General features: G+C 62.1%; 18 protein-coding genes and 1 pseudogene. 7 read left to right on the top strand and 12 right to left on the bottom strand.

What is annotated here, in order from left to right:
- Window positions 1-6 precede the first annotated feature (6 nt).
- The 4 genes from M2427_RS31195 to M2427_RS31180 all read right to left on the bottom strand — a co-directional run bounded on the left by M2427_RS31195 (window position 7) and on the right by M2427_RS31180 (window position 5,767).
- Entirely contained in the window at window positions 7-1,326 is a 1,320-nt protein-coding gene (locus tag M2427_RS31195) for a DUF3422 domain-containing protein (protein WP_280710645.1), read from the bottom strand.
- A 39-nt stretch (window positions 1,327-1,365) separates the two neighbouring features.
- Complete coding sequence (locus tag M2427_RS31190; protein ID WP_280710644.1) at window positions 1,366-3,678, bottom strand: TonB-dependent receptor; 2,313 nt, start codon at window positions 3,676-3,678, stop codon at window positions 1,366-1,368.
- The gene (locus M2427_RS31185; protein WP_280710643.1) at window positions 3,659-4,723 is read right to left on the bottom strand and encodes a HoxN/HupN/NixA family nickel/cobalt transporter; all 1,065 of its coding nucleotides are present in this window, start codon (window positions 4,721-4,723) and stop codon (window positions 3,659-3,661) included. Before M2427_RS31185 ends, M2427_RS31190 begins: the two co-directional genes overlap by 20 nt.
- A gap of 285 nt (window positions 4,724-5,008) precedes the next feature.
- The gene (locus tag M2427_RS31180) at window positions 5,009-5,767 is read right to left on the bottom strand and encodes a GntR family transcriptional regulator (protein ID WP_280710642.1); all 759 of its coding nucleotides are present in this window, start codon (window positions 5,765-5,767) and stop codon (window positions 5,009-5,011) included.
- Between the two features lie 201 nt (window positions 5,768-5,968).
- Here M2427_RS31180 and M2427_RS31175 point away from each other — a divergent pair, with 201 nt between their 5' ends.
- The 7 genes and pseudogenes from M2427_RS31175 to M2427_RS31145 all read left to right on the top strand — a co-directional run bounded on the left by M2427_RS31175 (window position 5,969) and on the right by M2427_RS31145 (window position 12,990).
- Window positions 5,969-6,904 carry an SMP-30/gluconolactonase/LRE family protein gene (locus tag M2427_RS31175; RefSeq protein WP_280710641.1) on the top strand — a complete coding sequence of 312 codons (936 nt, stop codon included), beginning with the start codon at window positions 5,969-5,971 and terminating at the stop codon, window positions 6,902-6,904.
- Window positions 6,901-8,202 (top strand): amino acid deaminase, encoded by a 1,302-nt coding sequence (locus M2427_RS31170; protein WP_280710640.1) that lies wholly within the window; start codon window positions 6,901-6,903, stop codon window positions 8,200-8,202. Before M2427_RS31175 ends, M2427_RS31170 begins: the two co-directional genes overlap by 4 nt.
- Before the next feature lie 82 nt (window positions 8,203-8,284).
- Window positions 8,285-9,874, top strand: a complete 1,590-nt coding sequence (locus M2427_RS31165) for an ABC transporter substrate-binding protein (protein WP_280710639.1) — start codon at window positions 8,285-8,287, stop codon at window positions 9,872-9,874.
- A gap of 7 nt (window positions 9,875-9,881) precedes the next feature.
- Window positions 9,882-11,309 carry an amidase family protein gene (locus M2427_RS31160; protein WP_280710638.1) on the top strand — a complete coding sequence of 476 codons (1,428 nt, stop codon included), beginning with the start codon at window positions 9,882-9,884 and terminating at the stop codon, window positions 11,307-11,309.
- Window positions 11,310-11,319: 10 nt separating this feature from the next.
- Window positions 11,320-12,099, top strand: coding sequence for an SDR family oxidoreductase (locus tag M2427_RS31155; RefSeq protein ID WP_280710637.1), 780 nt, complete (start codon window positions 11,320-11,322; stop codon window positions 12,097-12,099).
- Window positions 12,100-12,365: 266 nt separating this feature from the next.
- Window positions 12,366-12,554, top strand: a pseudogene (locus tag M2427_RS31150) (ABC transporter substrate-binding protein); the annotation flags it as partial.
- Between the two features lie 124 nt (window positions 12,555-12,678).
- Window positions 12,679-12,990 carry a hypothetical protein gene (locus M2427_RS31145; protein WP_280710636.1) on the top strand — a complete coding sequence of 104 codons (312 nt, stop codon included), beginning with the start codon at window positions 12,679-12,681 and terminating at the stop codon, window positions 12,988-12,990.
- A gap of 42 nt (window positions 12,991-13,032) precedes the next feature.
- On the opposite strand, the gene M2427_RS31140 is transcribed toward M2427_RS31145, so the two are convergent.
- From M2427_RS31140 to M2427_RS31105, 8 genes are all read right to left on the bottom strand, one after another.
- Window positions 13,033-14,208 carry a Gfo/Idh/MocA family oxidoreductase gene (locus M2427_RS31140; RefSeq protein WP_280710635.1) on the bottom strand — a complete coding sequence of 392 codons (1,176 nt, stop codon included), beginning with the start codon at window positions 14,206-14,208 and terminating at the stop codon, window positions 13,033-13,035.
- A gap of 14 nt (window positions 14,209-14,222) precedes the next feature.
- Window positions 14,223-15,278, bottom strand: coding sequence for a sugar phosphate isomerase/epimerase (locus tag M2427_RS31135; protein WP_280710634.1), 1,056 nt, complete (start codon window positions 15,276-15,278; stop codon window positions 14,223-14,225).
- Window positions 15,279-15,431: 153 nt separating this feature from the next.
- Entirely contained in the window at window positions 15,432-16,592 is a 1,161-nt protein-coding gene (locus M2427_RS31130; RefSeq protein ID WP_280710633.1) for a Gfo/Idh/MocA family oxidoreductase, read from the bottom strand.
- A 13-nt stretch (window positions 16,593-16,605) separates the two neighbouring features.
- Complete coding sequence (locus tag M2427_RS31125) at window positions 16,606-17,367, bottom strand: sugar phosphate isomerase/epimerase (protein WP_280710632.1); 762 nt, start codon at window positions 17,365-17,367, stop codon at window positions 16,606-16,608.
- A gap of 26 nt (window positions 17,368-17,393) precedes the next feature.
- The gene (gene ugpC / locus M2427_RS31120) at window positions 17,394-18,479 is read right to left on the bottom strand and encodes a sn-glycerol-3-phosphate ABC transporter ATP-binding protein UgpC (protein ID WP_280710631.1); all 1,086 of its coding nucleotides are present in this window, start codon (window positions 18,477-18,479) and stop codon (window positions 17,394-17,396) included.
- 6 nt (window positions 18,480-18,485) lie between these two features.
- The gene (locus M2427_RS31115) at window positions 18,486-19,394 is read right to left on the bottom strand and encodes a carbohydrate ABC transporter permease (protein WP_280710630.1); all 909 of its coding nucleotides are present in this window, start codon (window positions 19,392-19,394) and stop codon (window positions 18,486-18,488) included.
- Window positions 19,391-20,269: a sugar ABC transporter permease gene (locus tag M2427_RS31110; protein ID WP_280710629.1), complete on the bottom strand. Its 879-nt coding sequence runs from the start codon at window positions 20,267-20,269 to the stop codon at window positions 19,391-19,393. The genes M2427_RS31115 and M2427_RS31110 overlap by 4 nt, the downstream gene beginning before the upstream one ends.
- A 76-nt stretch (window positions 20,270-20,345) precedes the next feature.
- Window positions 20,346-21,587, bottom strand: a complete 1,242-nt coding sequence (locus tag M2427_RS31105; protein WP_280710628.1) for an ABC transporter substrate-binding protein — start codon at window positions 21,585-21,587, stop codon at window positions 20,346-20,348.
- Window positions 21,588-21,728 lie beyond the last annotated feature (141 nt).

Below are 21,728 nucleotides of genomic sequence, written 5' to 3'. Positions count from 1 at the left end.
GGGAATTCAATGATGCCCGGCGGACGTCCCGCCGTCGTGCTTCAAATGCCGTTGGCGAATCCGGTGCGTGACGATCCAGGTGACGCCAATGGCCACCGGCACGAACAGCGCGGTCGCCAGCGATGGCTCGACATGCACGCCGCCGTCATGCGCGCCCTTGGCGAGATAGCCGAACAAGCTGACGACATAATAGCCGATCGCCGCCACCGACAGACCCTCGACCGTACTCTGCAACCGCAATTGCAGCTTGGTACGCTCGTTCATCGAGCGCAATAGGTCGCGGTTCTGCTCCTCCAATTCGACATCGACGCGGGTGCGCAGGAGGTCGGCGGCGCGCGCAAGCTTGATCGACAGATTGGCCTGGCGATCCTCCAGGGCAGCGCAGGTCCGCATCGCCGGCGCCATCCGGCGGGCGAGAAACGACGACCAGGTCGGATAGCCCGCGATCTCGCCGCCTTCGATCACCGCAAGGCGTGCCTGCACGATGTCATAATAGGCCCGGCTGGCGCCGAACCGGAACAGGCTGCCGGCGCCGCCGCGCTCGAGCGAGGCGGCGAGCGCGGTTAGCTCGGTCAGAAGATGATTGTTGAGCTTGAGGTCCGCCGCACCCTGCATTTCCTCGAGTACCTCGACCAGTCGATGCCCGATGCGATCGACCGACGGGGCAAGCTCGAGCGCGGCCGGCAGTCCGAGCAACGCCAGCGTGCGATAGGTTTCGATCTCCAGCACGCGCTGTACCAGCGCACCCAGACGGCCCGGCGACAGGCCGTCGTTGCAGACCAGGAGACGCACAAAGCCCTGCTCGTCGACGCGGAAGTCGGAAGCGACGACGGCTGGGCCACTCCGGACAGTTGCGATGGCGAGGCTGCCCTTCTCGAACAGCTGCTCGGCGCGCTCGACCGCGGCCGATGTCTGCTCGACCTCGAGCTTCAGCGCGACCAGCAATTGCCCGGCCTGCGGCAGCGCGCCGATCAGCGCGGCAAGCTCCTTGTCCACCGCCCCAAATGAACGGGAAGAGCCCTCACGGCTCGATATCCAGGTGAACGTCGTGAACTCGGAATGCTGCTCCCAGCGCAGCATGATGGCACCGATCGTCATCTGATGGTGTTTTGCCGAGGGCTCCGGCGCGGGCAGTCCATGCGCCGCGCAAAACTCGACAAAGCTTTGCCGGTCGGCGGCAGCGGCATCGCCCTGGCTGAGAAACGCAAAGCGCAACACGCCGAGCGGAGCGGTCAGCCGCGTGAACGGGCGGGCATGCACCTCACCCAACACCGCGCCGCGCTGCGGATGCAGCCGAAAGCCTAAGAGATCAGAACCAGGGTTCATCGGCAAATCCTCGGCTTTTGGCTGCATCACACTCCGCTCCTAGAATGTCCCGGCCACGGTCACGCGAAACGTCAGCGGCTCGACCGGGTGCAGCACGTAATCCTTCACGCCGTTCTGGCACACTGCGGTCGGCGCCGCGGCCGAGGCGCAGAGATTATAGAGCGAGTCAGTCTTCAACAGAGAACCATAGGCGTAGGTGATCTGGTTTGCCCTGATGTCGAAGAGATTGAGCACGTCGAGCTGGATGCGCCAGCCATTGTCGGCGCGATAGCCGAGGCGGCCGTTGAAGATGCTGATTGCGGACGATCGGAACGCGTTGTCTTCCGTCAGCGGGCTTGAAGCGAGATAGCGCCAGCGCAAGGCCCCGAACCAGCCGGTCTTCTCGCCGAGCGTGAGGCCGGCGGATGCCACCATCGGCGGTGCGTTCGGAATGTAGTTGCCGGGCGCGTTGCCGATCTGCGCCTCTGGATAGCCGGCGAGCGAGGCGTAGGCCGTCGCCTGGTCGCTGTCATATCCACGAAAGCGTGCATGGGTCATCGCAAGATCGGCATCGATGTCGATCCAGGAGCGTGGCCGGTAATGGTTGGTCCATTCGAAACCGTAGCGGCGGCTGGCGCGCGTGGCTTCGGTGTCGCCGGCGTCGCCCGAAAACAGGATCTCGGAATCCTGGTCGAGGATGAAGAGACTGAGCGACGAGTCGAGGTCGGGAACGATCCTGCTGCGAACGCCGACCTCCGCGCCCCGCGTCCGCACCAGCAGCGGCGACGGCGAGAGCTTTGTCGCGGGATCGCTCGGGTCTTCGGTCGTGGTCGCGCCGCGCGCATCGTTTGAATGCATGCCATATCCGGCGCCAAAAAAGAATTCGGTCTGGCTGAACGGGCCCAGCACCAAGCGGAATTTCGGGCTGCCGAGCGCTGCATCGACATGTCCGGAATTGCTGGCATTGAACAGCGAGGTGACGTCGGCGGCGTAATAATCGCCGCGCCAGCCGATGGTGGTCCGCAGCCAGTCGGTCCAGCGCACCGTGTTTTCGGCATAGACGCCGACACTACCCTCGCCGACCTTGTCGCTGCGGACATTGGAGAGGAAGCCGCGCTGGAACGTGCTGGAGAGCGCGAGGTCGATCGCGTCATAGCGCGATTGCAGGCCGAAGGTCGTCTGCATCGGCAGGCCAGCGAACGAGCCGTTCAGCGTCCGCGAGATGTTGGCACCTAGCATCAGGCGGTCGTCATGCTGGTGAAACTGGTCACCGAGCACGGGATCGGTGAGGAAGTAGGTGAAGTTGTTGAAGAGATCGAGCCGGCTGTTCACGACATAGGCATTCGCCTTCCAGGAGCCGAGATCGTCGCTCTGCGCCACGCGGCCTGAGAGCGCGAAGCGGTTGGTGTTGCCGCCGTCGGTCGGATCCTCGGAGCCGAAGCGGTCCAGGAAACCGCCCGCGATCGCACGCTGCGGCACCTGGTCGGTCGAATTCCACTTGTTGGCATAAGCCATGCCGGTGACGGAGACGCCGTCGGTCGCGGTGCCCTGACTGTAGCGCACGAGGCCATTGAGCTTGCGCACATTGTCCGGACTGTCCCACGGGCCGTTGTAAGTGCCGATCTCACCGGCCACGAGCAAAGAACCGTCACCGAGCTTGGCAGAATTCATGCCGAGCAGGCGGCGGTAACCGAAACCGCCGACCGTCACCTGCGCAAGGCCCTTTTCGGTGCGGTCGATCAAGCCGATATGCACGCTGCCGACCGAGGCGAAATCGCCCTCGTCGGCAAAGTACGGCCCCTTGCGCACGTCCATCGCGGAAATGGTTTCCGGGATCAGCCAGTTGAGATCGGCATAGCCCTGGCCGTGCGCGTGGGTGCGCATGTTGACGGGGACGTCATCGACGGTGATCGCGAGATCGGTGCCGTGGTCGAGATTGTAGCCGCGCAGAAAATACTGGTTGGCTTTGCCTTCGCCGGAATGCTGGGTGACGATCAGTCCCGGCACCGCTTCGAGCACCTCGCCCGGCCGGATGAAAGGCCGCGCGTTGAGCGCCTCGCCGGAGACAGTGAGCTCGCTCGCCATGCTCGGCGCGCCCTTCGCGCCGGACGCGACGCCGCCCGCTTCCGCTGCTCGCGCGGCCGGATACACAAGAATTCGGCGAGCAGCAGGGCCTGATGTGGCCGCGCGAAACGACGTCGGCGGCTTCTTGCGCGGACGCGACGTCCCGCCGCCCGTAACCTGTACAGGCGGCAGTTCGTGGGTGGTTCTGTCCTGCGCGATAGCACCGCCATCGTCCGCGAGCAGCGCGACGGCCGCAAGCATCGTCAGCGCACCCCAGCGATGGCCGAGCTCAAGCCGGCTCGGTCGCATCGGCACATTCCAACGCATCGAGCACGGCGCGGCGATGGCCATCCGAAGCCACGCGGCGATACAGCATGACCGAGACGAGCCAGGCGATCACGAACAGTGCGATCACGGCGAAGCCGACATTTGCAAGCGACCCGTTCAGCGCATCGACCATCGCCCACACACCTCCGGAACGGCCGAGGCGGTCGCTGATCAGGCCGAGCGCCTCGATGCCGCCGATGAGCAGCGCCACCGCGACGGACGCGCCGGTGATGGTGAGGTTGTACCAGAGCTTGCGCATGGGATCGACGAAGGCCCAGCGATAGGCGCTGACCATCAGCGCAGAATCCGCGGTATCCACCAACGCCATGCCGGCCGCGAACAGCGCGGGAAACACCAGCACATGCGCGAACGATACGCCGCGCGCGGCTTCGGTCGCGGAGATGCTGAGCAAGCCGATCTCTGTCGCGGTATCGAAGCCGAGCCCGAACAGGACGCCGAGCGGATACATGTGCCATGGCTTCGTCACCAGGCGGAACATCGGACCGAGCAGGCGCGCCAGGAATCCGCGATGGACGAGCAACGCATCGAGGCCTTCGGCGTCATGAACGCCCTGCTCGCGCACCTTTCGAAACGTCCGCCACAGGCCGGCGAAGATGGCGAGATTGATCGCCGCGATCACCAACAGGAACATCGCCGACACCGACGTGCCGATCAGCCCGCCGATATCCTTGAGCAAGCTGTCACCGCCAAGGCTCACCACGCCCAGCGCCAGCAACATGGTCGCGACCACGACCACGGTGGAATGGCCGAGCGCAAAATAGAGGCCGACGCTCCGCGGCGCACCGCCTGCCTGCATCAGCTTGCGCACGACATTGTCGATCGCGGCGATGTGGTCGGCATCGACGGCATGGCGGAGGCCGAACACCCAGGCGAGCAGCGCAGTCGCCATCACCGCGGGCCGATCGGCGAACAGCGCGAAGGCCCAGGCCCACGCAGCTACGTTAGCGGCGATGAGCCCGCCGAACAGAACGGCGGGGCCGGCATCGAACGTACGCCGAGACCGCATCCTCCCGCGATGCCCCTTAGCCAAGACCAGCACTCCCCAAGTATGATATTTTTATAGAAACATCACACCCGGAGCAACATTTGGGCCAGATCGTAATGGCGCTGCGGGGCGTCTTCCATCTCAGCGCAAGTCTCTGCCTTTAGAGGCAAATTGGTCTTTACGGTCCTCTTCAGACTCGGGGTTATGATGCGCGGTTGTGGAAACCAACTAACCAAGATCGCAAACATAGTTTGACTGCCGTCGCGCGCCACCGCCCAGGCGAGGCGCTTCGTCGGTTCGGACCGCTTACGAGGTTCGGGATTTTCCAGAGAGGGAATGCGCGCCTTCGCTTCGAGATTTCCGGCCTCGTCGCTTCTTGCTCTTTTCGTCTTCGAGATGAGAGAGAATAAGATAGGATCCCTCCCGCAAGTCCCGCACGATCAGCTCGCCGGCTTCGCTGGGCGATTGTCGTTCGAGGGCATCAATGACGAGGAGGTGAGGATGGAGCTCGATGTGAGCTCGCTGCACCAATGGGTACTGATGGTTGATGAACGGCCCGATCAGAAGCCATAGGTTCTCGATCACCCTGACAAGAGTCGCGTTTTGACTGCATCGATAGATGAGGAAATGAAACGCCTGATTTACTGCCAGTGCGTCTTTCCACCTCCCTTCACGTTCGGCCTCGACGAAGCGGCGGTGCAGATCGCGCAGCGATGCGATTTCATCCTTAGTTATGTGCACAGCAGCCAACTCGCTCGCCAAACGCTCCAAAGGCGCTCTGGTTTCCCGAATTTCGATGTATTCACGCACGCTCAACACCGGGACTCGAGCTTGATGCCCGAGCTTTAGCTCCAAGGCTCCTTCACGCACCAATTGCATCACGGCTTCGCGGACCGGCGTCGGCGAGATGTCGGAGGTTGCCGCGATCCCGCGGATGTTCAGACGCGCGCCGGGCTCATACATGCCCATCATCAATTCGAGACGCAGTTGCGCGTAGATGCGCTCCGACAGGCTGTCCCGTGCGACCTGGTCCGCAGCCTCGGGCTCGATCACATCCGCGCTCATTCTCGATCCCATTTCCTCAAGGCGAACATCTGCGGCTATGGCTCCTCAAAAGGCAAGCCGGCGCCCGCGTCATTAGCATTTGGCATATCAAAAACGCCATATTTCGCAATATTTCGCCAATTGGTAGACAAATCTACATTTTTGATATATCAAAACTCAGATTTATGAACCACATCGAGATCCACGAGTGGGGCTTTTTCGGTGACTATCAGCTTCGAGACACTCATCGATTTTGATCTTGCGATCGGTGAAAGCCCGGTGTGGGACACCACCCGAAACGTCCTCTGGTTCGTCGACATCGTGTCACCGTCGATTCACTGGCTCGACCCAAACACCAGAAGATCGGCCGCATACGCCATGCCATCTGCGGTCGGCAGTCTTGCTTTCGCTCAGGATGGACGCCTTATCGCCGCTCTGAGGAGTGGGATCCACCTGTTCGATCCTTCGAGGGAGACGCTCGATTTCCTCGTTCACCCTGAGCCTGACCGTACGACGAACCGCCTGAACGACGGGAGGATCGGCCCGGACGGGTGCTTTTGGGTTGGCAGCATGCACGACGCCATCCCACGCGCGGCCTCCGGAGCCCTCTACCGAATTACCCCGACCGGCTCCTGCGAACGTGTCATTGATGGCCTCAAGGTATCGAATGGACTGGCTTGGAGTCCCGATGCCCGAACCATGTATCACGCCGATAGTCGCGCGAGCAGTAACTCGGGCGAGATCCGCGCGTTCGACTTCGACGCTCGATCTGGGCGTCTCGGACGGGCCAAGTCGTTCGCGGTTCTCACCGAGAGGGACGGACTTCCGGACGGTGCAGCCGTTGACGTGAATGGCCTGTACTGGAGTGCCGGCGTGACAGCGGGTTGCATCAACAGGTTCTCACCCGACGGCGTGCTCGTCGACAGCATAGCTTTGCCGGTGTCCGCGCCCACGATGCCTTGCTTCGGCGGACCTGACGGAAAAACCGTCTTCGTAACCTCGCTCGCGACCGACCGTTCGGGGAGAGCAGAGAGCGGGACAGTGATTGCCTTTCGGACAGATACTACGGGCATTTCCGAGGGGGTCTTCGGAAATATGCGGGACGACGCCGACTCTTGCGCGACTGAGGCGCGCTTCGCACGAGAGGCAGAGCAATGAACAAGTCAAAAAGAGGGATCACCCAGGCCGGTCTGGCGCCCTGGGAAAAGGGCGTTCCGCCAACCTCCGAGAACATCTTGCTCGACGATGTGCCCAAGCGGAGCTGGGAGATTCTGAGAGAAGACCTCCCCTTACCCGTGGCCGTCATCAGAGAAACGGCGCTCCGGCACAACAGCGCCTGGATGAAGCGGTTCTTGAGCGCTCAGAATGTCCGGTTCGCTCCTCACGGCAAAACGACGATGGCGCCCGATCTGTTCGATCTCCAAATTGCGGACGGTGCGTGGGCGATTACTCTATCAACGACGCATCAAATCAGGGTCGCAAGAGCGTTCGGCCACAGCAGGATATTCCTGGCAAACCAGCTTGTCGGGCGCGCTGCCATCGAATTCGCTCTCTCGGAAATCCGCAACGATCCGGATTTCGAGTTCTACTGCCTTGTCGACGACGCCGAGAATGCCAAATCCATCGCGCGACAAGCATCGATGATGCGATTGCCGCGAGCGGTGAATGTGCTGGTCGAGCTGGGTTATCCGGGCGGACGCACTGGGTGTCGCTCCGTCGCTCAAGCTTTGGATCTCGCCCGCGTGGTTGCGGCAACTGCCGGACTTAGTTTGGCGGGAATCGAAGGCTTCGAGGGCCTGCTCAATTCGCCTCAGCCAGCCGAGGCGGCTGCCAAGGTCGAAGCGTTTCTCGACTGCATGATCGATCTCGCGGAGCGGTGCGCAGCGGAGCATCTGTTCTCAGTGGACGAGCCGATTTTAAGCGCAGGCGGATCATCCTATTTCGACATCGTGGCGGCCAAACTCAAGCAAGCCCGTCTCGGTCGGTCACATCACGTGGTTCTGAGATCCGGATGCTACATCACGCACGACGCCATCATGTACACGCGCGCATTCGAGCGGCTTCGCGAGCGCAGCCCCACCATCGTCGGGAACGACGAGGGCCTCCGCCCGGCACTCGAAGTCTGGAGCTACGTCCAGTCGCGTCCCGAGCCACAGAAGGCGATCCTTGGATTGGGCAAACGCGACATCTCCCATGATGAGCCACCGGTTGCGCTGAGCTGGTTTCGACCGAATAACGGGATGGCGGGACCTCTGCCGATCCCTCCAGGACACTCAGTCACGGGACTGAATGATCAGCATTGCCACATGACGTTACCAGCGAGTTCGCAGCTCAGAGTGGGAGACATGGTGGCGCTTGGTATCTCTCACCCTTGTTTGACATTCGACAAGTGGAGGATCGTACACGTGGTCGACGATGATTATCGGATCACGCGGTCCATGAGGACCTATTTTTGAGGAACAGCAACCGCCAGCACCGCACGAGTTGCGACTAACCGCCCTGCTATATCAAAATTCAGGAATTTACGGAGCGCACGACATGGTCACTCGCAGAACCCTCCTCAAAGGCGCAGGCGCATCGATCCTGCCGTCGTTCAGTCCCGCAGTGAGTCGAGCACAGAGCCGACAGGTCGTGAAATTCATCCCCCAGTCGGACTTGGCTCTACTGGACCCGGTCCAAAGCCCAGCCCTGGTGAGCCGCAACCACGGCCTGATGGTCTTTGACACCCTGTACGGGATGGACGCATCGTTCACTATCCAGCCACAGATGGTTGCCGGACATCTCGTGGAGGATGACGGCCGACGCTGGACCATCAACCTGCGCGACGGCCTGATTTTTCACGACGGCACTCCGGTTCTCGCAAAGGATGTAGTGGCGAGTATCGAGCGCTGGTGGCGCCTTGATGTCTTGGGCAAGCAGCTCGCCGCTATCACAGATGAACTGACAGCCCCCACCGATAAGGTTATCCGCTTTCGGCTGAAGCAACCGTTTCCGTCGTTGCCCTTTGCGCTCGGCAAGCCATCAAGGTGTTGCTTCATTATGCCCGAGCGTCTCGCCCAGACGGACCCCGCAAAGCAAGTAGCTGAAATCATCGGAAGTGGTCCCTTCCGCTTCCGAGCCGACGAGCGCCTGGCCGGCACGCGCGCCGTGTATGAGCGGTTCGCAGGCTATGTCCCCCGGCAAGAGGCCCCAGGCTTCACCGCAGGAGCGAAGAACGTTCACATCGATCGCGTCGAGTGGCACACCTTGCCCGATGCGTCCACTGCCGCGGCAGCTCTTCGGGTCGGCGAGATGGATTGGTGGGAGCAGCCTACTGCCGATCTTCTACCTCAGCTCAAGTCATTGCGCGGCGTGACCGTCGACGTAAAAGACAAGGCTGGTTATCTTGCACTCTTGCAGTTCAACCACCTGCAGCCGCCGTTCAACAATCCGGCCATTCGCCGCGCATTCCTCGCCGCCGTCAATCAAGCCGATTACATGACTGCTGTAATAGGCGAGGACCATAGCCTCTGGAAGGACGACGTCGGCTTCTTCTTACCGGGTTCGCCCTCGGCCAGCGATGTCGGCCTCGATGTCCTCAAGCAGCCACGCAGCATCGAGAAGGTCAAGAAGGAGCTACATGCGGCCGGGTACAACGGCGAGAAGGTCGTATTTCTGGTCCCCACCGATATCCCATCTCTGAATGCGATGAGCGAAATCGCCGCGGACATGTTCCGGCGCAGCGGCGTCAATCTGGACTATCAAGCGCTGGACTGGGGAACGGTGCTACCCCGCCTCAACTCGCAGCAGCCCGTCGACCACGGCGGCTGGAGCGTCTGGTGCAATTATACTTCCGGTATCTTGGGGCTTAACCCGATCAGTCACACCTTCCTGAGAGGCATCGGCGCCAACGGCTTCTCGGGCGCCGGCTGGCCGACCAGCGTTGCTCTGGAAGGCTACCGTGACGCCTTCATGAACACAGCCGATATCGCCGAGCAGAAAAAGATTATCGACTCGATGCAAAGACAGGCCTTTGAGGATGTGCCGTACATTCCGCTGGGGTTTTACTACCAACCGACCGCCTATCGCTCAAATCTGACCGGTATGGTCGACGGCATGCCGGTCTTCTGGAATTTGAAGAAGGGCTGATTGTCGTATGAACGCCGAAGATCTTTGTTTCGCATCCGCCGCTGAATTAACGCGTTTCTACCAATCGCGAGCGCTGTCCCCGGTAGAGCTCGTGCGAACCATTCTCGAACGCATTGAGCGTATGGAGCCACGTCTAAATGCCTTTGCCCGGTTGACCCCGGAGATGGCTCTAGACCAAGCACGAGAAGCTGAACGGGCTCTCATGAGAGGGGAAGGGTCCGGTCCCCTGCACGGGATTCCGGTCACGATCAAGGACCACGAAGCAATCGCCGGACTACCGACGGAGTTCGGCAGCTTCACAAGCAAGGGCAAAACGCCGGACTTCACCACGCCGATGGTCGCACGGCTGCGGGATGCGGGGGCGATCATCCTGGGCAAAACCACAACGCCGGAGTTTGGTTGGAAAGGGGTCAGCGAAGGGCCGTTGACCGGGACCACACATAACCCATGGAAGCACGGCTACAATGCCGGGGCCTCTTCGTCGGGCGCGGGCGTCGGGGCGGCTGCGGGGTATGGGCCGCTTCACCAGGGCGGAGACGGCGCCGGCTCGATCCGCATGCCTGCGCACTTCTGTGGCGTATTTGGGCTGAAACCGACGTATGGGCGCGTTCCAATCTATCCACCCTCCGCCGGCGACAACACCCTCCACTTGGGGCCAATCACGCGCAGCGTCGCTGACGCGAGTCTGATGCTGAAGGTGATGGCTGGACCTCATCCATGGGATCAGACAAGCTTGGAGTCCCTCCCGGCGGATTATCCCGGCCGACTGCATGACACTTCTCCTCGGCCCCTGCGCATCGCTTTCAGTCCTGATCTCGGTCACGCGCGGGTCGACCGGGAGGTCGCCGAACTAGTTTCTGCGGCCGTGAAGGTCTTCGAAGCCGAATTGGGTCTCACGGTCGAGGAAATCACGCCTGCCTGGGGCCCGCATGGTCCAGAACTCGCTCGCTTCTTCTGGCCGGCACATTTTGCCGCCCGTCATGCATCGCTCCTGCCCGAGTGGGAAGCAAAGATGGATCCGGGGTTCGTGACTTGTATCCGCGCCGGCATGACCTACACCCTTGCTGAGTATCAGAGCATGCGGCTGAAGAAGTACGCCTATGCGGTCGACATACACCGCTTCTTCGAGAATTGGGACTTCCTCATCACACCCTCCGTGTCCGTCGCCGCATTTCCGGCGGATCGACTGCAGCCCGCTCACTGGCCGCAACACCCCTGGGACTGGTTGAGCTGGGCGGAGTTCTCATACCCATTCAACTTGTCGGGCAATCCGGCTGCCTCAATCCCTTGCGGATTCACATCAGAGGGCCTTCCTGTCGGGCTGCAGATCGTCGGACGGCGTTTCGATGATCTCGGCGTCTTGCAGCTGTCATCTCGGTTCGAGACGACGCGACCTTGGGCGCAACATCGCCCCCCTCACCCCACGCAACATTAAAGGACTAGACATGATCAACTGGGCTTTCGTCACGGGGGGCGCTGGAGATATCGGCAGCGCCATTTGTCAAACTCTCGCGCGCGATGGGTTCGGCATTGTCTGCGTCGATCTAGATGAAGAGCGAGCGGAAACAATTTGCTCCAACATCCGCATCGAAGGTGGTCAGGCCGTTTCGTTCAAAGTAGACGCGACCGATCCTGCTTCGGTTTCCGCCGCAGCAGCCGCGGCAATGAAGCTCGGGAACATCACGGCTCTCGTAAACACGGTCGGCCGAGCGAAGGGAGCTTCGATCTTCACGATGGACTATGCCACCTGGCGTGAAGACATCGCTGCCAATCTCGACTCTGCATTTCTTTGCATTCAGGCTTTCCGAGATCAGCTGATTGCGCAGCAAGGAAGCATAGTGAGCATCGCAACCGTCAACGGACTCGGGGTTTACGGCTTCCCGGGCTACAGCGCCGGAAAGGCGGCGTTGATCCATCTGACAAAATGCCTGGCCGTCGAACTTGGGCCGCATGGCGTCCGAGTGAACACTGTTGCGCCAGGTACTGTCCGAACCCGCGCCTGGAACGCACGCCTCGAAGCCAACCCAAGCGTATTCGACGAGCTGCAAGCGCTCTGCCCGCTGCCCCGAATTTCAGTTCCTGCGAACGTTGCCGACGCGGTTGCGTTTCTCGTCTCCGAGAAGGCATCAATGATCACCGGCCAGACCATCGCAGTAGACGGCGGACTATCGACGGGTATTCCGGCTGCCGGTCGCGCAGTGACGCAATTGTCCCATCGGCGTTGAACGTACCGGTCGATGATCGGCCAAAGCTGTTGTCATCGGACGAGGCGTCCGCCTCGTTCGGGCGGGTGATTTCGAAAGCGGGACGCCGGACCTCAAGCGCCCGGCCGCGCGAACCGAGCGGCTGGCCGTCGATGGCAGCAGGATGGGATTCGGTGGCTGGCCACGGCATCGCCGCGGCGGACGGCGTGATCAGGAAGTCGTACTGCGCGAACAACGCATCGAATGACCGGCGCAAGGCCGCGACCTGGTCGAGTGCATTGAGATAAACCGAGAAGGATCAGAAGCGGATGATGGGCGAGATCGACAAGCTGCTCGGCGACGCCGACGGCAAGCTCGACGTCAAGGACTACGAGCGCACGGTGGCGACCCTGATGTCGGGCGGTTCCGATCCCGTCATCACCAAGAAGCCCGAAGGCGCCTACAGCTTCGCCATCATCGAGGCGATGAAGAAGTGATCCGAGGAGGAGGACGGGGCGCGTCCCGTCCTCCTCTTCACTGCGCCAGCTCGGCTGGGGTCCGATGATGAGCGAGACCGCTCATTTCGTGAAGGACTTGATCGGCCCTGATGGCAGCGTTTCGATGGTCGCGAAAGAGAGCACCGATGCGGCCGCGCATTCGGCGGACCATGACACGCACACGCGTACCAACGCCTTTCGCATCCATCACGCGGCGCGCGGCGCCGATGGCCATTTTGCAAAGCCGGACGAGATGATCTCGACAGCAGACGAACCCGGCCATCAGGAGTTATGCGAGCGCGAGCAGCGGCTGTTCCTGAGTGCTGTTCGTGGCGAGGTTGACCTGTCCGAGCATCACGAGGACGCGATCAACTCGCTCCGCATCATCTTTGCCGCCGATGAGAGCGTTCGTAGCGGGGAAGTCATCCGCTGGTAGATCCGCTCGATCGAAATTCGAGGCGAGTTAAAGGCGGCGCGGTCACGTCATCCGAACCCAGGAGCTTCTGGATGCCGCGGATCTCACCGCAGCATCGATGAACTTCACGCCTGCAAGCCCATCTTCAACGGTCGGGAAGATGACCTCGGGATCCGGCTTTTCACCGGCGATTGCCGCCCGGATAGCGCGCGCTGCCTCGGCATAGATTGTTGCGAAACCTTCCAGGTAGCCCTCGGGGTGGCCCGAGGGGACGCGCGTGGCGCGGCTCGCCTCGCCCAACGCGCCGGCTCCGCCACGGGTCAGCAGCTGCTTGGGCTGGCCGTAGGGCGTGAACCACAGATGGTTCGGATTCTCCTGCGCCCATTCGAGACCGCCTTTGCTGCCGTAGACGCGCAGCGTGAGGCCGTTCTCATTGCCGACGGCAACCTGGCTCGCCCACAGCATACCCTTGGCGCCGCCCTTCCACTTGAGAAGGATCTGGACGTCATCATCGAGACGTCGCCCCTCGACAAACGTCGACAGCTGGGCGAGCAGTTCGTCGAGCTCAAGCCCGGTGACGAAGCAGGCAAGATTGTAAGCGTGAGTGCCGATGTCACCGATACATCCGCCGGCGCCGGACCGGGCTGGATCCGTCCGCCACGCCGCCTGCTTCTGACCGCTGACCTCCAATCGCTCCGTCAACCAATCCTGCAGATATTCGGCCTGAACCAACCGGATTTCGCCAAGGTCGCCGTTTGCGATCATGGCCCGAGCCTGCCGGACCATGGGGTATCCCGTGTAATTGTGCGTCACCACGAAAACCCTGCCCGTCTTTTTGGCCAGGGCCACCAGCTCCTCGGCCTCGGCGACGGTCGTCGTGAGGGGCTTGTCGCAGATCACATGAATGCCGGCTTCCAGGAAGACTTTCGCGACCGGGCTGTGCATGTGATTGGGCGTCACGATCGACACCGCCTCGATGCCGTACGCACGCGCAGCTTCCGCCTTCGCCATCTCCTCGAACGATCCGTAGGCACGGTCGTCGGCGATGCCGAGCTCCTTTGCGGAGGCCTTGGCGCGAACCGGATCGGATGCCAGCGCACCGGCAACCAGCTCGAACTGGTCGTCGATGCGGGCGGCAATGCGGTGGACAGCGCCGATGAAAGCCCCCTGACCGCCGCCGACCATGCCGAGCCGGATGCGACGATGACCGCCAGTTTCATTGCTTGCTTCGATAGCCATAACGTTCCTCCCGCTCAGGAGATGCCGAGCATCTTGCGGTTCGCTGCATCGTCGGTGCCGGAGCCTGCGAAATCGTCGAAGGCTTTCTCGGTGACCCGTATGATATGGCTTTTGATGAATTCGGCACCCTCGCGCGCACCTTGCTCAGGATGCTTCAGCGCGCATTCCCATTCGAGCACGGCCCAGCTGTCGTAATCGTATTGCGTGAGCTTCGAGAAGATTGCGCCGAAATCGACTTGGCCATCGCCGAGCGAGCGGAAGCGACCGGCACGGTCGACCCAGCTCTGGAACCCGCCATAGACACCCTGCCGGCCCGTCGGGTTGAACTCCGCGTCCTTGACGTGGAACGCCTTGATGCGCTCGTGATAGATGTCGATGTAGTCGAGATAGTCGAGCTGCTGCAAAACGAAGTGCGACGGATCGTAAAGGAGATTCGCGCGCTTGTGGTTGTTCACCCGCTCCAGGAACATCTCGTAGGAGATGCCGTCGTGAAGGTCCTCGCCTGGATGAATCTCGTAGGCGAGATCGACACCGTGCTCGTCGGCGTGATCAAGGATTGGCCGCCAACGCTTTGCGAGCTCGTCGAACGCTGCCTCGACGAGGCCCGCCGGACGTTGCGGCCATGGATAGATGTAAGGCCAGGCAAGCGCGCCGGAGAAGGTTGCGTGAGCATTGAGCCCGAGCCGCCTGGAGGCCAAGATCGCACGCTTGACCTGGTCGACGGCCCATTCGGTTCGGGCCTTGGCGTTGCCACGCACTTCCGGAGCGGCAAAGCCGTCGAATGCGGCGTCATAGGCCGGGTGAACCGCAACGAGCTGACCTTGGAGATGGGTCGAGAGTTCGGTGATCGCAAGCCCGTGGTGCGCCGCGATCCCTTTCACCTCATCGGCATAGTCCTGCGATTCCGACGCCCTCTTGAGGTCGAAGAGCCGCTCATCCCAAGTCGGGATCTGAACCCCGATGTAGCCGAGCGAGGCGGCCCATCCGCAGATCTCCTCAAAGGAGTTGAATGGCGCCGTGTCGGCCGCGAACTGAGCCAGGAATATCGCAGGTCCCTTGATCATCTTCATCGAATGCTTCCTTGTACCGTGGTCTCTCCAGCAGCAAGCGCCCACAAAGTTCGATACTCCACCAAAGCTCATCTTCCCTTGGTCGTTCCAGGGACAGGACGCGCACGTCCCTCCGATGGCGAGATTGGCAGGCGCGTCCCGGGATTGCGCGCCTCAAAACGTCTCCCCGGCCCACAACGACATTGCATCGACGTCGGACAGTGGCGCTGGCCTCTCGACGCGCGAGCGCACTGCGATCTCTCCGCCTTCGACGCCGGCCTTGAGGATCGCATGCATCACCTCCAGCGCATGGCTCGCCAGCGCGCCGGAGGAGCGATGTGGCGTGCTGCGCATCACTGCACTTGCGAGTTCGGCGACGCCCAGGCAACGATAGTTGGCCTGATCAGGCATGTGATCTGCCCAATTCGGCGAACGCCAGTTGGGCTTGCCAAACGGCCGGTCGTCGGCAGGAACCGAAATCCAGTCGCCCCCCTTCTCGGTGTATTGCACCGCTCCGCCGAAGAAGTTGGGGTCAGGGACCCGCAGGGAGCCCTCGGTGCCATATAGCTCGATCGGCGGATGTCCATGCTTCCAGACGTCCCAACTCATCGCAAAGATGATGTCGGCGCCTGACTCGAAATGCAGCAGCGACATGACCGTCGTTGGGGTTTCAACCGCGATGGTCCTGCCGTTCATCGGTCCCTTCGAGGTCACGAGTCGCGAGGTGAAGCCGGAGCTCGCACGCCCTTGCACCCGTGCGACCGGCCCCAACAGGTTGATCAGGGCCGCAAGGTAATAGGGTCCCATGTCGAGGATCGGCCCGCCGCCACGCTTGAAGAAGAAGGTCGGATCGGGGTGCCAGTGCTCCATGCCATGCGACATCAGAAAGCAGGTGCCGTAGAGCACTCTGCCGATCCGGCCCGTATCGACAAACTCGCGTGCAATCCGTCCGCCGCCGCCAAGAAACGTATCCGGCGCGCAGCCGATCTTCAGGCCGCGACGGGTCGCTTCCGCGACCAAGGTCGCTGCGTCGTCGGCCTCGACGGTGAACGGCTTCTCGCCGAACACGTTTTTGCCAGCGGTCAACGCAGCATGGCTGATCGCAAAATGTGCGTCCGGCGTGGTCAGGTTCACGACGATCTGGATGTCCGGGTGCGCCAATAGCGCGTCAATCGATAGTGCCTCGATCCCGAACTGCGCCGCCTGGGCTTGCGCGGCTTCAGACCGAAGATCGGCGCAGGCGACGAGCCTGAGATCGCGGAACTTCGGCATGTTGCGCATGTAGATCGTCGAGATGTTGCCGCATCCGACGATGCCGACTCCAAGCTTGTTCATGCTTCCCTCCCCGTTACGTCCAGGCGGTCACGGTCTCGCGCGCCCGGCGCGCGAATCGGGCGACATCGTTCGGCTTGTCGTGCTCGGCGACGAACAGAGAGACCCCGGCCTCCTCCATCGCCGCGCGCAGCGCCGGCCAGTCCATGATACCGTGCCCGGGGTCGGCCCATCCGTCCTCGTCGACGCACTGTCCCGATGGCGCAAGATCCTTGATGTGACACGCGACCAGGCGCCGTGCATGCTTCCTGATCTCGGCGACCGGATCCCCGCCGCCGCGCACGATCCAGGCGAGATCGGCCTCCCAGACGAGATTGGGGGCCTCCTCGAACAGGCATTCGAGATAGGTCTTGCCGCTATCGCTGCGGCCATATTCCCAGTGATGGTTGTGCCAGCCGAATTTAAGCCCCTCACCGGTCGCCACCTTTCCGATCTCGGCAAGCTCGCGCCCGATACCGCGCCATTCCTTTTCTCCGCCCTCGCGCTCACCCAATGGTGGGGCCGGCGCAAAGATGGTCTCGATGCCGAGTCCCTTGCACATCTTGGCTGTGCCGACTGCATCCTCGCGCAACCGGTCCAGGCCAACATGGGCGCTCGGCGCAGTCATCCCGTGGGTATCGAGGAGTCTCTTGAGCGTCTCGGGATCGTTGAACAGTCCGCCCCAGGGCTCCACCTTCGTGTAGCCGAGGCTGGATAGCAGCGCGAATTGTCCCTCGAGCGGAGTGATGGAGCGGGCAGAATAGAGCTGGATGGAAAATCGTTCGATCGGCTTGGTCATGTCTCGCTTTCTGCTGGATGGAGGATCTAGAGGCGCTGTCCGCTCGTCTCATCGAACAGCGACAGGGCATCGGCGAGAAATCGGACTGATAGCGTGTCTCCCACACGCACTTGCGCGTCGGCATCATGGCGAAGAGAGAATGCGGTGCCGTCGGCAAGGCGACACCAGATCAGCGTGTCGGCGCCCATCGGCTCGATCATCTCGATGCGCGCGGACGCTGCGGACGGGTCGCTGGACTCAGTCAACTCGACATGCTCGGGCCGGATGCCGAGTACCGCCGGCGCCTCGGTCGGCTGGCCGCGGAAGGCATAGCCGCTCAAGCTCAGCCGGTTTGCGCCTGCGATGAACGCCACCTCGCTGCCGCGTGCGAGCCGTCCGGGAATGAAGTTCATTGCGGGGGAGCCGACGAAAGAAGCGACGAAGCGGTTGACGGGCTCGCGATAGATCTTCTTCGGCGTGTCGAGCTGCTGGATCACACCACCCTGCATCACCGCGATGCGATCCGCCAGCGTCAGCGCCTCGATCTGATCGTGCGTCACGTAGATCATCGTGGCGCCCAACCGCGCGTGCAGCCGCTTGATCTCGACCCTGAGCTCTGCGCGCAACTGAGCGTCAAGGTTGGAGAGCGGCTCGTCGAACAAATAGACGCCGGCATGGCGCACCAGCGCCCGTCCGATCGCGACGCGCTGCCGCTGCCCGCCGGACAACTCGCCGGGACGGCGGTCGAGGAGATTGGTGAGCCGCAGCATCTGCGCGGCCTCTCCGACTCGGCGCTCGATCTCGTCGCGCGGTGTGCCCGCGACCGTCAGCCCAAACGACATGTTTCGGCGCACGCTCATGCGCGGATAGAGCGCGTAGCTCTGGAAAACCATCGCGATGCCGCGGTCCTTCGGTTCTGCCCATGTGACATCGCGGCCACCGATATGGATCTCGCCACCCTTGGCCTCGATCAGCCCGGCGATCGCGTTCAGCAAGGTCGACTTGCCGCAGCCGGAGGGCCCGAGCAGCACGAGGAATTCGGACTCACCGACATGCAGATTGAGATTCTCCAGCACTTTCAGGCCGCCAAAGCCGATCTGCAGGTCTCTGATATCGACGTCCGATTTCTGCATGATGCGTCAGCCTTTCACGGCGCCCGCGGCGATGCCGCGCACGAACCAGCGGCCGGAGCCGAAATAGACGGCGAGCGGCAGCAGCGCAGTCAGCAACGTCGCAGCCATGTCGACGTTGTAGGCGCGCTCGCCTTGCGTCGAATTGACGATGTTGTTGAGCTGTACCGTCATCGGCAGATTATCGCGGCCGGCGAAGACGAGCCCGAGGATGAAATCGTTCCAGATTCCCGTGGTCTGCAAGATCACCGCGACCACGATCATGGGGGTCGCCATCGGCATCATGATCCGCGCGTAGATCTGGTAGAAGCCGGCACCGTCCACACGGGCCGCCTTGAACAACTCGACTGGCAGCGACGCGAAGTAATTGCGGAACAGCAGTGTCATGGTGGGAAGGCCGAAGATCGTGTGGATGATCACGATGGTCGAGAGCGACTGCCCGAGCCCGGTGAAGGAGAACACGCGAACCAGGGGATAGATGAACACCTGATAGGGAATGAATGCGACCACCATCATCGCGCCGAACAAAATGTTGGCGCCGCGCACCCGCCACAGCGACAGCGCGTAACCGGTAAGCGAGCCGACAAGGATGGAGATGACGACAGACGGGACCAGGATGCGCAGCGAATTGAGGAAGCCGACCTTGATGCCCTGGCAGGTCAGCCCGGTGCAGGCCGAGGTCCAGGCCTTGACCCATGCATCGATGCTGGGAGCTGCCGGCAAGGCCAACAGATTGCCCTGCCGGATCTCTGCCATCGGCTTCAGCGAGGTGACCACCATGACATAGAGCGGCAGCAGGAAGTAGAGCGCGGTAATGAAGATGAAGGCGTAAAGGCCCCAGCGCGCCGGGGTCATGCGCTTGCTCCGCCGTGTGGCGGGCAAAGGCTGCGCCGCTCGGGTCATGGCCACTGAGGTCATCGCACCTCTCCCTTGCGCGTACGCCAGTAGAGATAGGGCACGACCACCGCGATCACCGTGATCAGCATGGTGGTGGCCGCCGCCGTCGCCAGCCCGATATTGGCCCGTTCGAACAGATGGTCCATGACGAATTTGGCAGGCACCTCCGAGGCGATGCCGGGCCCGCCGTTGGTCATGGCCACCGAGAGATCGTAGAGGCGCACCACGCCCGTCGAGAGCAGCACCGTGGCGGTTGCAAAGCTCGCACCCATCATCGGAATGATGATGGACACATAGACCCGCCATTTCGGCAGGCCGTCGACCCGCGCGGCCTTCCAGATCTCCTCGTCGACGCCGCGCAAGCCGGCGAGCATGATGGCCATCACCAGCCCCGAAGCCTGCCAGACGCCCGCAATGACAAGGCAATAGATTGCAGTCTCAGGCCGTACGATCCAGTCGAAGGTCGCGCCTTCGAAGCCCCAACTGCGCAAGACATGCTGGATGCCGAGCGTCGGGTTGAGCAGCCATTGCCAGACCAGACCCGTGACGACGAATGACATCGAATAGGGATAGAGAAAGATCGACCGAATCGTGTCCTCGGCACGCACCCGCTGATCGATCGCGACCGCCAGCAGGAAGCCGATCATAAGCGCGAGCGAAACGAACAGCACACCGTAGATGACGATGTTGTGGACCGACGTGATCCAGCGGTCGTTGCCGAGCAACAGCTGATATTGCCGCAAGCCGACGAAATTGCTGTTCGGCAGCATGCGCGAGTTGGTCAGCGACATCCACACGGTCCAACTGGTGGCGCCGAGATAGACGACGACCATCACCAACAACGCCGGCAACAGCGCGGAGATCGCGGAAAGTCGGGAGTTCAGTGAAAGACGCATCGCATCGCCGGATTGGAGAGAGGTCGACGGGCAGGAAACGCGGCCGACAGTTCGTCGGCCGCGTTCTCATGATGCGTCACTCCTGTGACTTCAGCACCGCAACGATCTTGGCGGAGAATTCATCGGCGCTCATATTGGTGTTCCAATATTGCGAGATGGCATCCTGCAACGCGCCGGTCAGCGCCGGCGGCGCCAGCATGTCGCCGGATGGCATTTGCTGGGCTTTGTCCGCGACATAGCGCATACCCTTTTGGGCGCAGGCGTCGAGTGCGGACGTATCGACATCGCTGCGCACGGGGATCGAGCCCTTCTTCAGCGCGAACTGGATCTGGGTCTCGGGCGTCAGCATCAGTCTCGCCAGGGTCATCTGCGCCTTGGTGGTGGATGGGTCCTTCGCCTTCGGGAACACGAACACGTCGCCACCCATCACATAACCGCCGCTGCCATTGGACAACACCGTGCAGCCATAGTCCTTGTCGGCGACCTTGCCCGCCGCGACGAATTCGCCCTTGGCCCAGTCGCCCATGATCTGCATTCCGGCCTTACCCTGGATGACGAGGTTGGTCGCGTCATTCCAGTTGCGGCCGGGCGCGCCGGCATCGACATAGTCCTTGAGCTTCTTGTAGGTGACGGCGACCGCCTTGAACTCGGCGCTCCCCGCCAGCGACGCGTCGCGCTTGCCGAGGATGCCGGTCCACATCTGTGCGCCACCGACGCCGATCATGACCGAGTTGAACAGGTTCTGCTCCCAGTTCTTCTGGCCCGAGAACGCGAGCGGGATCACCTTGCCCTCGGCCTTGAGCTTGTCGAGGATTGCGAGAGCATCCGTCCAGGACTTCGGCTCCGCGGCGCCGACGGAGGCGAGCACGGCCTTGTTGTACCAGAGCCAGTTCTGACCGTGGATGTTGATCGGCACCGCGTACATCTTGCCGTTGCGGGTCGCCGCGGCGATGATTGCGGCGGGCATCACGCTTTTCCAGTTGCCTTCAGTGGCGACCGCATCGACATCGGCAAGCAGATCGCCTTCCACCAGTTCGTCGAATTGCTTACCGGTGTTGAGCTGCATTGCGGTCGGAGGGTTGCCGGCAACAGTGCGGCTGATCGCGGCATTTCGCGCATTGGCAGCACCGGCCACCGCGCTATCGATCCATGTACCGCCCGCCTTGGTGAATTGATCGGCAAACACTTTCACTGCGGCGGCCTCGCCGCCGGAGGTCCACCAGTGGATGACCTCCGCCTTCATCTCGTCTGCGGAGACCGGTACCGAAGCCCAAGCCGTGGCGACAATCGCCACCGATGCGAACAGCGCGCGTTTCATCATTCCCTCCCGGATCTGCCTTTTGCAGGCCTGTGTATTCAGCTTGCGGCCCTTATGGGCTCGTTGCGGCTTTACTCGCCGGATGTAATCGATTACATTTTCATCGTAGCAGAACTCCAAAATTTTGCAAGTGCCGTTCTG

The sequence above is a fragment of the Bradyrhizobium sp. BR13661 genome (assembly GCF_029892425.1).
Lineage (GTDB): Bacteria > Pseudomonadota > Alphaproteobacteria > Rhizobiales > Xanthobacteraceae > Bradyrhizobium.
The sequence above is the reverse complement of the archived record's forward strand: the minus strand, read 5'-3'. Positions and strand labels throughout refer to the sequence as shown.